This window comes from Aquabacterium sp. (assembly GCF_016234775.1).
Classification (GTDB): Bacteria; Pseudomonadota; Gammaproteobacteria; order Burkholderiales; family Burkholderiaceae_C; genus Aquabacterium.
The window spans coordinates 131438-144583 of sequence record NZ_JACRAH010000009.1 but is presented as its reverse complement, the minus strand read 5'-3'; the positions used below and the strand labels follow the sequence as shown (position 1 = coordinate 144583).

Annotated in this window: 10 protein-coding genes; 6 read left to right on the top strand and 4 right to left on the bottom strand. The window is 62.4% G+C overall.

Annotation, left to right across the window (positions count from 1 at the left end; genetic code table 11):
- Positions 1-129: 129 nt before the first annotated feature.
- Positions 130-606 carry an ATP synthase subunit I gene (locus HY836_RS04320; RefSeq protein WP_290673923.1) on the bottom strand — a complete coding sequence of 159 codons (477 nt, stop codon included), beginning with the start codon at positions 604-606 and terminating at the stop codon, positions 130-132.
- Between the two features lie 368 nt (positions 607-974).
- On the opposite strand from HY836_RS04320, the gene HY836_RS04315 reads away from it, so the two are divergent.
- Genes HY836_RS04315 through HY836_RS04305 form a run of 3 tightly spaced genes read left to right on the top strand, consistent with a single transcriptional unit; the run spans position 975 to position 4627 of the window.
- Positions 975-1856, top strand: coding sequence for a hypothetical protein (locus HY836_RS04315; RefSeq protein ID WP_290673921.1), 882 nt, complete (start codon positions 975-977; stop codon positions 1854-1856).
- Positions 1857-1858: 2 nt separating this feature from the next.
- Positions 1859-3484 (top strand): GH3 auxin-responsive promoter family protein, encoded by a 1626-nt coding sequence (locus HY836_RS04310; protein ID WP_290673919.1) that lies wholly within the window; start codon positions 1859-1861, stop codon positions 3482-3484.
- 45 nt (positions 3485-3529) lie between these two features.
- Positions 3530-4627 carry a hypothetical protein gene (locus HY836_RS04305; protein ID WP_290673917.1) on the top strand — a complete coding sequence of 366 codons (1098 nt, stop codon included), beginning with the start codon at positions 3530-3532 and terminating at the stop codon, positions 4625-4627.
- 9 nt (positions 4628-4636) lie between these two features.
- Here HY836_RS04305 and HY836_RS04300 read toward each other — a convergent pair whose 3' ends face one another.
- A complete protein-coding gene (locus tag HY836_RS04300; RefSeq protein WP_290673915.1) occupies positions 4637-6004 on the bottom strand; it encodes a hypothetical protein in 1368 nt (455 codons plus the stop codon).
- A 133-nt stretch (positions 6005-6137) separates the two neighbouring features.
- On the opposite strand from HY836_RS04300, the gene hemE reads away from it, so the two are divergent.
- Positions 6138-7253 carry a uroporphyrinogen decarboxylase gene (gene hemE / locus HY836_RS04295; protein ID WP_290673913.1) on the top strand — a complete coding sequence of 372 codons (1116 nt, stop codon included), beginning with the start codon at positions 6138-6140 and terminating at the stop codon, positions 7251-7253.
- 27 nt (positions 7254-7280) lie between these two features.
- Here the strand turns inward: hemE and HY836_RS04290 are convergent, their stop codons facing one another.
- Positions 7281-8363 carry a septal ring lytic transglycosylase RlpA family protein gene (locus HY836_RS04290; RefSeq protein WP_290673911.1) on the bottom strand — a complete coding sequence of 361 codons (1083 nt, stop codon included), beginning with the start codon at positions 8361-8363 and terminating at the stop codon, positions 7281-7283.
- Positions 8364-8490: 127 nt separating this feature from the next.
- Between HY836_RS04290 and HY836_RS04285 the strand changes: the two genes are divergently transcribed.
- Positions 8491-9750 carry an alpha/beta fold hydrolase gene (locus HY836_RS04285; RefSeq protein ID WP_290673909.1) on the top strand — a complete coding sequence of 420 codons (1260 nt, stop codon included), beginning with the start codon at positions 8491-8493 and terminating at the stop codon, positions 9748-9750.
- Between the two features lie 124 nt (positions 9751-9874).
- Here the strand turns inward: HY836_RS04285 and HY836_RS04280 are convergent, their stop codons facing one another.
- Entirely contained in the window at positions 9875-10546 is a 672-nt protein-coding gene (locus HY836_RS04280; protein ID WP_290673907.1) for a PEP-CTERM sorting domain-containing protein, read from the bottom strand.
- Positions 10547-10807: 261 nt separating this feature from the next.
- On the opposite strand from HY836_RS04280, the gene HY836_RS04275 reads away from it, so the two are divergent.
- A complete protein-coding gene (locus tag HY836_RS04275; protein ID WP_290673905.1) occupies positions 10808-12922 on the top strand; it encodes an ATP-dependent helicase in 2115 nt (704 codons plus the stop codon).
- The last annotated feature ends 224 nt before the right edge of the window (positions 12923-13146 follow it).

Below are 13146 nucleotides of genomic sequence, written 5' to 3'. Positions count from 1 at the left end.
GCTTTGCGCATCTGCATGGTTTTGCAGGTGGCGCAAGTGGTGATTGATGTATTCACCGGCCGTTGGCGCGTGGTGCGCGGCGTTTTCAGCCGTCGCGGCGTGAGCATCAGCAGACATCAGCAACTCTCGTCAAACAAAATTTTTCCCGCGACGCTGCCACATGAGCAACGCCACCCCAATGACTTTCAAGCACAACAACAGGGTCACCAGCATGGCCACCCAATCCAAGGGCTTGATCCACACAGGCGCCAGCGCGAGCATCGCGCCAGCCATTCCCAGCTTGAGGATCTCCCATACAAGAAGACCCCCCACGCTGCGCCCCGCATTGCGTCCGAACACCCCACGCGCCATCAGCGCATTGGGCACCACCGCCACCGCAGCACCATATAAAGATGACACTGCAGCAACCGGACTGCGCGACAGGGCACCCCACACCAGCGCGACCAGCACCCCGAATGCAGCCTGAACGGCCAGCACTTGCCATACGGACATCGAAGGATGCTTTGCAGCAAGGGCTTGCGCCTCTTCCCGCGTCAGCGGCCGGACAGGAAGGTCGTCGTCTTTGGACCAGTCAGAGTCGTCAAATGGCATATCGGTTGCCTGCATGGCGTCTGCTAATCGGCACAAAAACGCCGACCCTGGCGTCGGCAAAACCTAAAGATTATACGCACTTACCCGGGAACAGTCCAAGCCCTAGTTGCTCGCTTGTTTGAAACAGGCCGGTTTACCCCCTCAAGCACGGGTGCCAGAACGACAAGCTGAGTCGTCCGCGAACCACACCCCCGTATTACCCCCAACGTTAGATACCCCCCATCTAAGTGGTGCACTGGGGCAAGCACTGTGTCGGACAAATCACGCCACAGGCATGCTTCGTTACAAGTTATCAATCGAATTCAATTCAGGTCTCACCCCGCTGCTTGTAGTGGGGTTGGGGCTTGTGTTTTCTGAAGCCCGGTGCTCAGGTGGAGTCCAGCATGTCATCAACGGCGAAAAAAGAAAAAGTCAGCACGTTCTTCCGTCCCATCAAATCGGTGACGGTGAGCAACATCAAGCAGATGTATGACATCTACGCCAGCTACTACGAGAACACCTCGCTGGACATCTTCCTCAATGACCTGAGCAAGAAGTCGGGTGTGATCCTGGTGACACGCAAGTCCGATGACAAGATCGTGGGTTTCTCGACCCAGACGTTTTTTGATATCAAGGTCGATGGCAAGCGCGTGCGCGGCATCTTCAGCGGCGACACCATCATCGAGCAGGCCTACTGGGGCAACAACGCCCTGGCCAACACCTTCTATCGCCGCCTGATCATCGAGCGCATCAAGCGCCCGTTCACACCGTTCTACTGGTTCCTCATCTCCAAGGGTTACAAGACCTATCTGTTGATGACGAACAACTTCTATAACTACTATCCCAAGGTAGACGGCAACCGCGGCGGTCGCAACGAGCGTTATCACAACATCACGCAGGCTTACTGCGAAGCGCTGTTCCCTGAAGCCTTCGACAAGGAAGCCATGCTGCTGGACTTTGGGCAGGAGTATGTGCGCCTGAAGGGCGACGTCGCCGACATCACACCAGAGTTGAAGTCAGCCAATCCGCACATCGCCTTCTTCGAGAAGGTGAACCCCAGCTGGCGCCGCGGCACGGAAGTGCCTTGCCTTGCCGCCTGCGACTACGAAAGCCTGTTCCGCTCCATCGTGGACGTGCCCTGGAAGTGGGTCAAGAAGCACATGCTGGGCACCCACAATCCCGCCGGGCTGGACATCGCCAAGCAACACGCTCATCAGCAACAAAGCCGCCAGGAATGGCTGGAGTCCGACGCTGATCAAGCCAGCGCGGGATCCAAGGCTTCCTGAGCATGGGCGTCGGCACCACACTCGGACACCAACTACTCAAACTGCTGGTCGCCCCCGGGCGGCGTCGCTTTGAACAGCACCTCGGCGAACTGGAATCCGTCCAGCGCGCGCGGCTTGCCCGTTGGTTGTCTGCCGCATCTCGCTCACCCGAAGGCCAGCGCCGCAACATGCGCGCAGACTGGTCCTGGGAGGAGTTCGTCCGCCAGGTCCCTATCTCCACCTACAAGGACTACGCAGACATCATCACGGCGCAGCGCGAGCGCAAGCAATCGCTGCTGATCGACTCGCCCGTGATGCGCTATCAGCCCACCAGCGGCTCGACGTCCGGCGTGAAGTGGGTGCCCTATACGAAGATGTTCCTGGACGAGCTCGACCAGGTCATCACGGCGTGGGTCGGCGATCTGTATCGCCAGTTCCCCGGGCAAGGCCATGGCACGCACTACTGGTCGCTGTCATGGATCCCCACCGAGATGCGCAGCCAGACCGCTGGCGACATCAACGACGACATGAAGATGCTGTCGTGGGGCAAGCGCCTGCTGGCCTATCTGACGCAGGCGGCCCCTCAGGACATCGCGCTTGCCGAAACCTCGGACGACTCGCTGTTTGCCACCATCGCCTACCTGGCTGCCGATCAAAACCTGGGCTTCATCTCGGTGTGGAGCCCCACCTTCGGCCTGGGCTTGCTGGAGCAGATGTCGGCCTGGCGCACGGAACTGGTCAACGTGCTGGGCTCGGGCCATTGGGGTGCACGCACGCCCCGCATGGCCGGCTTGCCCTGCCCGCAATCTCCCCGCGCTGCGCACCTGCTGATGAAGTGGGACGGCGCCTTGCAAGCCAAGTTTTTCGAGCAACTGTGGCCCCAACTGGCGGTGCTCAGTGCCTGGGACACCGCGGCGGCGGCACCATGGGCGGGCAAACTCAAAGGGCTGCTGCCCCACGCGGGCTTCCAGGGCAAAGGCCTTTGGGCCACCGAAGGTGTGGTGACGTTTCCCTTTGACGGCCGATATCCGCTGGCCTATCTCAGCCATTTTTATGAATTTGCCGATGCGGTGGACGGCAAGATCTTCGCGCCATGGCAATTGCGTGAAGGCCAGGATGTGATTCCCATCATGACCACAGGCAGCGGTTTTGCACGCTACCAGATGGCCGATGTGATCCATGTCGAAAAGCCATTGGGCCAGGTTCCCTGCTTCACTTTCCTGGGCCGCAATGATGGCGTGGACCTGGTGGGCGAGAAGACCAGCGCCACCACCGCGCAGATGGTGCAGGACCAGTTGCAATTGGCCGATACCATGCCGGTCACCCTGCTGGCACTGGATGAAGCTCGCAACCGCACACCCGGCTATGTGCTGCTGGTCGAGTGCCGCGCCGATGCCCCACGCGACGCCATGCAGCGCTCACTGGCCGATCAGGTCGAGAAGGCCTTGCAAAGCAACTTCCACTACAAGCTGGCGCGCGAGTTGGGCCAGCTGCAACACGCCGCCTGCGTGGCCTTGCCGCACATGCGTGCCATCTACCTGGATCAGTGCCGTGAGCGCGGCATGATTGAAGGCAACATCAAGATCGAACCCTTGCGACACTGGCGTGGCGATGTGCCGGCCGTGTTGCGTCAGTCGCTGGACAGCTGACCAGGCCCCAGCCCCTTCTCCCACCTATTTGATCCACCGTTCACCATGGCCATCACCGTACGACAGGGCACCCCCGCCGACAACGCCAAGATGCAGGATCTGATCACCAAGATCACGATGCCTGGCGTGGCACAGATGTGTTTCCAGCGCGCACCCGACTTCTTCGTGGGCGCCAAGGTCATTGGCGACGAGTTCGTGCTGACCGTCGCCGATGACGACGAACGCCCCGACGTGCTGGCCGGCTTGACCGTGATCTCCGGCCGCGACCTGTACATCAGTGGCCAGAAGCGCCGCGTGTACTACTCGGGCGACACACGTGTGGACCCGTACTACCGCCGTCGCGGCATCGCCTCGAACCTGTTCATCGAACAGAAAAAGCACCGCTCCAACGACGACCTGCTGCAAGGCATCGTGCTCAAGGAGAACACCGCTCCGCTGGACGCTGCCAAGAACACGGCCGACGGCGTGCTGTTCGACTACTGGATCAGCCACACGATCGAGACCAGCTTCATCTTCACGCGCAAGATCACCCCACGCATCCCTCAGGGTGTGCAGATGCGCGCTGCCACAGCCGCCGATGTGCCCGCCATGCAGGCCTTCTTTGATCGAGAAGCACCGCGCCGCAATGGCTACCCCGTGTATGACTTTGCCAAGCTGCTGGCCGGTGATTCGTACTATGCTGGCCTGAGCATCGGCGACTTCGTGCTGGCCACGCGCAATGGCGAGATCATCGGCATGATTGCCGGCTGGAACCAGAAGGCTTACAAGCAGACGCGCATCGTGGGCTTCAAGCCCATCGTGAAGGTGCTGCGCCCGATCTACAACTTGTACGTGGGCATCACGGGTGGCTTCAAGCTGCCACCGATCGGTGGCGTGCTGAACTACCTGACGCTGTCCAACATCCTGATCGCCAATGACGATCCGGCTGTGCTGCAAGGCCTGATCGACCACGTGATGGCCAACCAGGGCCAGAAGTTTGATGCGCTGGCCACAGCCTTCACGCATGGCGACCCACTGGAAAACGTGCCGCGCAGCTACAAGCGCCAGAAGCTGTTCTCCAGCCACTTCTGGCTGAGCTATGGCGCAGACCCCCGCCCCGGCATCGACAACCGCCCGCTGTATGTGGAGCTGGGCCGGCTGTAAACGCAGCGATCAAGGTAGCCGAGCCACCTCGGCTACCAGGCGCTCGAAGGTTTGATCAAGCCTGGCCAGGAACGCATCGACATCCTCAGGCGATGTTTCCGACAACTGCCAGACATTGGGCAGGGCCAGGCGCCCGTCGGCCTCATAGAGCACCTGCAAAGGCGCCACGCTGCTGACGATGGGGATGAACTGGTCAATGCGCACAGGCACATCCGGCGGATTGATCACCGGCCCGGCATCACCCAGGCTCGTGGCATGGCAGCTGATCAGCGGAAAGCGGTCGTTGCGCTTCATCTGCACGCCGATGTAACCCACCAGCGTGCGCCCGAGTACCTGCATGAACTCTTCCAGCAGATAGGTCCAGGACATCTCGCGGCGGGCAAAGCGCGCCTGGCCTTCTTTCATCTGCTCGCCCACCGAGCGCACGCGATCCGGCAGCGACTTGCCGGCGCCCTGCTCGATGATCAGGAAGGCGCCGACGTGGTTGCCCCACAAGGGCCCGTGCCCAGCCGATTCAGGGTAGTAGCGCCGCATGTTGACGGAAATGCGGATCACCGCAGCCGCTTGCGGATCGTGAGGCGCCTGATCCAGAAAGGTCTGCGCAATGGCCGCCACCTGGAAGGTGTTGGTGGACACGCCCAGCTTGCGTGCCGCCTGCCGCACTTCCTGCGCGCCAATGCTGAGTGCATGGTGCCGAAGGCCCGTGGTCGAGAAGTTGGGCTGCGGCCGTCTGGGGATTCGCTGCACATTCAGGGTCTTGAGCAAGCGCGCCTGCGCGACCTTGTGCTGACGCGAGCGCCAGATCTTGGCGGGCCACTGCCACCAATGATCCGGCGCGATGGCCCCGATCAATGAAGGGGCCTCGATGGGCATGGGCGTCATGGGCATGCCATTGAGGCCGCGCACCATCTGGTTGATCAGGTGCATCATGGTCATGCCGTCGCCAAAGATGTGCGGCACGGCAAACAGGATGACGGCGCGCTGTGCGTGCGGCACGAAGCGCACGCGCATGCCGATGCCGCGCTCCAGCGGGAGCACCTCGTTTACCATGCGCTGATGCCAGGCCTCCAGGGCCTTGGGGTCGTCCACATCGATGTGCGCATCCACCTGAAAGGCCTGCTCGAACAGCTGATCGACCACATGGTCATCCGGCAGGATGCGGAAGTGGTAGCGGTGCGGCCCCGGCTCCAGGATGGCCCGCAGCTTGGGATAGATCGTCACCAGCTCGCGCAAGACGCGTCGCACCAGCGGCTCTTCGAGGGGCGCATTGAAGCGCAGGATGTAAGGCTGCAGCACGCCAGCGGCCAGCCCCTCCAGCGCCGCATAACCATGCTCGGATCGATTGAGGGGAACGACGTCGGAGGTGATGAATGCCATGCATTTGATGCTGCCAGAAGCCCGCACCACCTGGCCTCATGATTTGTGCGGATCACCCCTTGGATAAGGGCCAATGCAGACGCCTTGACCTGCCTTCAGAAGGCTCTCTGGCAGGACTGCCTACAATCCCGGGATGACTGCTGCTGCCACACCCAACATCGCCCTGCCCAAGCTGGCCAATGACCGCTTTCTGCGCGCCTGTTTGCGCCTGCCCACGGACTACACGCCCGTGTGGCTGATGCGTCAGGCCGGCCGCTATCTGCCCGAATACCGCGCCACGCGCGACAAGGCGGGCAGCTTCATGGGCCTGGCCACCAACAAGGAAGCGGCCTGCGAAGTGACCCTGCAGCCGCTGGACCGCTACGCCCTGGATGCGGCCATTCTGTTTTCCGACATCCTGACCGTGCCCGACGCCATGGGCCTGGGTTTGAGCTTTGCCGCAGGAGAAGGCCCCAAGTTCGCCTCGCCCGTACGTGACGAGGCGGCCGTAGCCAAGCTGGCCGTGCCCGACATGGACAAGCTGCGCTACGTGTTCGACGCAGTCAGCACCATCCGCTCGGCGCTGGCCGACAAGGACGGCGTGGGGCGCGTGCCACTGATCGGTTTCTCGGGCAGCCCCTGGACGCTGGCCTGCTACATGGTCGAAGGTGGCGGGTCGGACGACTACCGCCTGGTCAAGACCATGATGTACCAGCGCCCTGATCTGATGCACCGCATCCTGGCCGTCAACGCCGATGCCGTGGCGCTCTACCTCAACACCCAGATCGAAGCCGGCGCACAGGCCGTGATGGTGTTCGACTCCTGGGGCGGCGTGCTGGCCGATGGCGCCTTCCAGGCATTCAGCCTGGCCTACACGAAGCGTGTGCTGGCTCAGTTGAAGAAGGAACACAATGGCTTGCGCATCCCGCACATCGTGTTCACCAAGGGTGGCGGACTCTGGCTGGATCAGATCGCGGACACGGGCTGCGATGTGGTCGGTCTGGACTGGACGATGAACCTGGGCAAGGCCCGCGCCATGGTCGGTGATCGCGTCGCCCTGCAAGGCAATCTGGATCCCAACGTGCTGTTTGCCGGCCCTGAGCAGATTCAGGCCGAGGTCATCAAGACCCTGGACAGCTTTGGTGTGCCCGGCCCGCAATCTGGCCACGTGTTCAACCTGGGCCATGGCATCAGCCAGTTCACGCCGCCTGAGAACGTGAGCGTGCTGGTGGACACCGTGCACGCATACAGCCGCAAGCAACGCGGCTGATCGCCTCGTCGCCCCTGTTCCAGCGTATCAACGGCGCTCGACCACCAGCGGCGTCAACTGCAAGGCATCCCGGGCCTGCTGTGCAGCGGCCAGGGCCTCGCCACGCGAACCATAGGGCCCCACTTGCAGCTTGAAGTAGGGGGCCTCATGAAACACGGCCAGCAAAGGCAGCAAGGACGTCAGCTCGGACGCCACTTTCTGCTGCAGCCGATCCACCCCGTCACGCTTGCCCAGCGCGGCCAGTTGCACCCAGAAGCCCTTGGCATCGGGCGTGTAGGCCCTGGCTTGCGCTTCCTTGACTACAGCGGCCTCCGGTAGCGGCGCCACGGGCAGGCCAGCCTTGCCGGCAACCGACATGATCGGATCCTCTGCCCCATCTGGTGAGGCCGAGGCCTGCGTGATCGACGGCGCGGCAGCCAACTGTGTAGAGGAAGCGGTATCAACCGGATCCCGGCGCCAGGCCCCCGTGCGAATCTGGTCAAACGTCAAGCGCTCGATTTCGACCTCGGCGCTGCCCAGGCTGACGATGCCCAGCTTCACCGCAGCCGCATAACTGAGGTCTATCACCCGAGACGAGTGAAAAGGCCCGCGGTCATTGACGCGCACGATGGTTTCCTTGCCATTGCGCACATTGCGCACGCGCGCATAACTTGGAATGGGCAGCGTGCGGTGCGCCGCAGTCAAGCCATACATGCTGAACATCTCGCCGCTGGCCGTACGCCTGCCATGGAACTTGGTGCCGTACCAGGAGGCCACGCCACGCTCGTTCCAGCTCACATCGGCCGCGACAGGCTCGTAAGCCTGCCCCAGTACCACATAGGGCTTGTTGGGGCCGCTCGCCTTGATGGGCTCGATCTGCGGCACGGGATCAGGCAGCGCAGCCAGATTGGGAGGCGCATCGCTGGGCGCACCGTCGCGGTCGGTCTGCCGCACGCCCGCATCGACCGGACGCACAGCAGCACCCGGCCCCCGTGAGCCAACAGGCGACGGGCTGGAGGCGCAGCCCGCCAACAGTGCCACCGCCACCAGGCTCATGACAGCACCGGCTCGACGGGCTCGCCCCCCGACGAAAGACACGGAGAGAAATAGCGGCATCAGGCTTCGTTGCATGGTGCGCACCATAACCGATACGCGACAAGCTGTGCACACGGTAAGGCCCTGAGGGCTTGTATGACGCAGGCATTGCACATCGCGGCACAATGTCACCCTGTCACCGAACTCGATCAGCCGCCCCACCATGTCCAAACCACTGGAACAGCCCTTCGACCACCCCTTCGAGCGCGGCATGCGCAATCGGCGCGCAGCCCTTGGCGACGCCTGGGTAGACAAGTCGGTGGCCAAAGCCAATACCTTCAATGCCGAGTTCCAGCACTTCATCACCGACTATGCATGGCATGGCGTGTGGGGCCGCCCCGGACTGGACTGGAAGACACGCCGCATCATCGTGATGGCCGTGACCTGCGCACTGGGCCGTTGGGACGAGTTCGAGATCCACATGCGCGGTTCGCTCACGCCTGGCAATGCCCAGACACTGACCCCCGAAGAGGTGCGTGAAGCCCTCATCCAGATCGCCATTTATGCCGGCGTACCGGCCGCCAACACCGGCTTTGCCAAGGCCCTGGGCATCATGCGCGAGTTGGGTATCGAGCCGCCGGCCCATCCGGCGGATCAATCCTGGCACCCCGGCGTAGGCCGCTCGGTCTTCACCAGCACGCGCCCCAAGTTGCACGCGACCGTGCGTGAGCCACGCCACGGCAAGGCGGCCCACACCATCGTGCTGAGCCACGCGCTGGGCCAGGATGGCTCGATGTGGGATCAGGTGGCCAATGAACTGGCCGCGACCTGCCGCGTCATCTGCCCTGACACCCGCGGCCACGGCCGATCACAAACACCATCCGAGCCCCTGTCCATGACCGAACTGGCGGCAGACGCCGCCCGCTTGATCGACGAGATGGCTGAAGGTGAGCCAGTGATCTGGGTAGGCCTGTCGATGGGCGGCATGATCGGCCAGGAACTGGCCATCCGCCACCCGGACAAGGTGAAGGCGCTGGTGCTGGCCAATACAACCAGCAACTACACCGCAGCAGGTCGCGAAGCCATCGGGCAGCGCATTGAAACCGTGGAATCACACGGCTTGAGCGCGATCAGCACGACGACGATGGCACGTTTTTTCAGCGAGGCGTTCCGCCAGCAACAGGCTGCCACCGTGTCACGTCACCAGCGCTTGCTGGAGGCCACCGACCCGGAAGGCTACACGGCTTGCGCCGCCGCACTGTGCGACACCGACACGTCGAGCAAACTGGGGTTGATCCGCGTGCCCACGCTGGTGATTGCGGGCAGCCTGGACGAAGGTACGCCCGTGGACATGGCGCAAAACCTTGCCAAAGGCATCGCCGGCTCACAACTGGTGACACTGCAAGGCTGCGCCCATCTCAGTGCGGTCGAGCAACCGCATGCGTTTGCGGAAGTACTGGGCGAGTTCGTCGCCGGCATCTGACACCGTTTCACACAGTCCGCCAGACAAAAGAAAACCCCACCAAGCGCGATGCATGGTGGGGTTTCGTTTGGTGCCCGGCCGGACTTGGCCTCGCCGGGGCTTGTTTCGCTTGTCTCTTCTAATCTCAGGCTGCGCGACGGCGTGCTGCCGCGGCGATGCCGACCAGGCCCAGGCCCATCAAGGCATAGGTCGCGGGCTCGGGCACAGGGGCAGTCTGCAACTTGCCAATGAAGTGCACTTCGGTATTGAGGCCCAGCAGACCCGTGTAGGGGCTGCCGATGTTACCGAGGTTCAACATGGGCACGGTACCGGCCTTGGCAAAGGCCGCAGCGGTCACACCGGAGCCGGTGATGGTCAGGGTCGTGGTTTCACCTTCGGCAAAGGTCTTCGACGCGAAGTCGATGTTCCAGGGGTAGGTGTAGCCAGCGTCCTTGATCTGGGGCAGCAGCCAGTTGTAGCCGGACCCAAAAGCCAGCGACGTATTGGCCGACGTCAGCTTGAGGGTGCCGTTCGGGCCGGCCAGCCACAAGGCCTCGACAAAGGTCCCGCCGGTCTTGGCAGGGAAAGCGTTGGCCAACTGACTCAGCGTCAGCTGCACACCACCTGTGACATCGGCGATGTTCAGTGTCGCCACCGAATAGCTCAGGGTCTTGGTGTCCAGCAGATCCAGGGTGGTCGACGTGTCAAAGAACGTCTTGAAATCATACGTATAGCTGGCAGCCCAGCTGGCACTGGATGCCAGACTGAGTGCAGCGATGCCGGCGGCAACTGCCGTTCGGCGCACTAGCTTGATCATGGATGCTCCTCTCTTGGCGGGTGGGCGTTGAGGACAGTCCACATACATCTCGAATTGCGTGACTTATTACCCAACGTTAGCCCATCGTATTGATTTAATGCGGCGCATCAAAGAGGGGTTCCCCGCCCCCTCATGTGTGGGGGCCGCAGACGTAAATTTCATCATTTGATAAAAAGGATTGGCGGCGCGCGGCAGGGGCCGCTTGCTCTATGCTTGCCCCCTTGCTCGATTTGTTCCGTTTCTGCCCTGCCTGCGCGCCCGATGTCGTCCCACGCTGCCAACGCCGCCCCGCCCATGATGAACCCGGCCCAGATGGCCGCCGTGCAGCATCTCCACAGCCCCTGCCTCGTACTGGCCGGCGCCGGGTCGGGCAAGACCCGGGTGATCACGCACAAGATCGCGCGCCTGCTGCAACCCGGCGACGGCGCCGACCTCGCCCCGTCGCAAATTGGCGCCATCACCTTCACGAACAAGGCCGCGGCAGAAATGCGCGACCGGGTCAAGGCCCTGATCGGCGCCAAGGCGGCCAGCAAGCTGCTGGTGTGTACTTTCCACTCGCTGGGCGTGCGCCTGCTGCGTGAAGACGGCGCCGAGCTGGGCCTCAAGCCACAGTTCTCCATCCTGGACTCCGACGACGTCACCAGCATCCTGCGCGATGCCGGCGCCACCACCGACGCCAAATTAGCCCGCAGTTGGCAATGGACGATCAGCCTGTGGAAGAACATGGGGCTCAACAGCGCCCAGGCCCTGTCGCACGTCAAAACGGACGAAGAGCAGATCGCCGTGCGCATCATGAAGCTGTACGAAGAACGCCTGCTGGCCTACCAGGCGGTGGACTTCGACGACCTCATCAGCCTGCCACTCAAGTTGCTGGCCGAGCACGAGCATGTGCGCCTGAAATGGCAACGCCAGCTGCGCCATGTGCTGGTGGACGAATACCAGGACACCAACGCCACACAGTACGAACTGCTCAAGTTGCTGGTCGGGCAACAAGGCATCTTCACCGCCGTGGGCGACGACGACCAGTCCATCTATGGCTGGCGCGGCGCCACGCTGGACAACCTCAAGCGCCTGCCGCAGGACTTTCCCAACCTCAAGGTGATCCCACTGGAGCAGAACTACCGCTCCACCAGCGCGATCCTGCGGGCGGCCAACAACGTCATCGAGAGCAACCCCAAGCTCTTTCAAAAGACGCTGTGGTCGGACCTGGGCGAAGGTGACCCGGTCAAGCTCATGGAGTGCGACAACGAAGAGCACGAGGCCGAGCGCACCGTCTCGCACTTCATGATGCTGCGCATGAACCTGCTGGAGCGCCACCCCGGTGACCCAAGCAAGACCGACTGGAACAACTTCGCCATCCTGTACCGGGCCAACCACCAGGCGCGCCCGTTCGAGCAGGCCCTGCGCAAAGCCAACATCCCCTACAAGGTATCGGGTGGCCAAAGCTTCTTTGACCGCACCGAGATCCGCGATCTGTGCGCCTGGCTGCGCCTGCTGCTCAACAACGACGACGACCCGGCCTTCCTGCGCGCCGTGACCACGCCCAAGCGCGGCATCGGCCACCAGACGCTGGGCGCCCTGGGCGAGTTCGCAGGCAAGTGGAAGGTCAGCCTGTTCGAAGCCCTGTTTGCCGATTCGCTCTCAGCCAGCCTGAGCGCCAAGGCGGTGGGCAGCCTGCACGAGTTCGGCCGCTACGTGAACGACTTCGAATACCGCGCCCGCCACACCTTCGGCAGCGAAGACGCGAAGGTGATGCTGCTGGACTGGCTCAAGGACATCGGCTACGAGCAGCACCTCTACGACAACGAAGAAAACGAAAAGGTCGCAGCCGCACGCTGGACCAATGTGATGGACTTCATCGACTGGGTGGCCAAGCGCTGCGGCGGCCAGATCGAAAACGATGGCGGCATGAGCCATGAGGCCGAAAAGAAGAGCGTGATCGAGATCGCGCAACTGATCTCGCTGATCACCAGCCTGGCCGAGCGCGAAAGCGATCAGAAGATGGTGACCCTGTCGACACTGCACGCCTCCAAGGGGCTGGAATGGCCGCACGTGGTGCTGGCCGGCGTCAACGAAGGCTCGCTGCCCTTCTCGCGTGAAGAGGGCGAGATCACGCCGATGCAGGTGGAAGAAGAACGCCGCCTGATGTATGTGGGCATCACCCGCGCCCGGCTGACGCTGGGTGTCAGCGTGCTCAAGCGCCGCAAGAAGGGCCGCGAGTATATCCAGGCGATGCCCAGCCGCTTCATCGCGGAGATGAAACTGAGTGAAGGCGCCGGACCGAAAGAGGATCCGCGCGAAAAACTCAAGCGCCTGCGCGAAGAGATGGCCGCCAAGGCAGCGGCATCCAAGGCTGCATCCAGAGGGCAAAACTAGATAGTAAGCACTCACACACAGTGCATCCGCCAACTTTTGGACAAAAAAAACCCGAGACGGTGATCTCGGGTTTTGAATATCCCACCAAAGGATGAGTGGAGGAGACAAACGAAACAAGCACGTGTAGGACGCCTCAAACTTCGAAAAGTTCCACACGGCTGAAACAAATTGTATCTGTCGTGATGTTTTTACGCAAGGGTTCGCCCGAGGCACAATGCGAGCCC

Excerpts from the sequence above, each read along its gene's own strand:
- HY836_RS04300 (WP_290673915.1), bottom strand. The coding sequence starts at position 6,004 with ATGGCATTCATCACCTCCGACGTCGTTCCCCTCAATCGATCCGAGCAT.
- HY836_RS04310 (WP_290673919.1), top strand. The coding sequence starts at position 1,859 with ATGGGCGTCGGCACCACACTCGGACACCAACTACTCAAACTGCTGGTC.
- HY836_RS04275 (WP_290673905.1), top strand. The coding sequence starts at position 10,808 with ATGTCGTCCCACGCTGCCAACGCCGCCCCGCCCATGATGAACCCGGCC.
- hemE (WP_290673913.1), top strand. The coding sequence starts at position 6,138 with ATGACTGCTGCTGCCACACCCAACATCGCCCTGCCCAAGCTGGCCAAT.
- HY836_RS04280 (WP_290673907.1), bottom strand. The coding sequence starts at position 10,546 with ATGATCAAGCTAGTGCGCCGAACGGCAGTTGCCGCCGGCATCGCTGCA.
- HY836_RS04305 (WP_290673917.1), top strand. The coding sequence starts at position 3,530 with ATGGCCATCACCGTACGACAGGGCACCCCCGCCGACAACGCCAAGATG.
- HY836_RS04285 (WP_290673909.1), top strand. The coding sequence starts at position 8,491 with ATGTCCAAACCACTGGAACAGCCCTTCGACCACCCCTTCGAGCGCGGC.
- HY836_RS04315 (WP_290673921.1), top strand. The coding sequence starts at position 975 with ATGTCATCAACGGCGAAAAAAGAAAAAGTCAGCACGTTCTTCCGTCCC.
- HY836_RS04290 (WP_290673911.1), bottom strand. The coding sequence starts at position 8,363 with ATGCAACGAAGCCTGATGCCGCTATTTCTCTCCGTGTCTTTCGTCGGG.
- HY836_RS04320 (WP_290673923.1), bottom strand. The coding sequence starts at position 606 with ATGCAGGCAACCGATATGCCATTTGACGACTCTGACTGGTCCAAAGAC.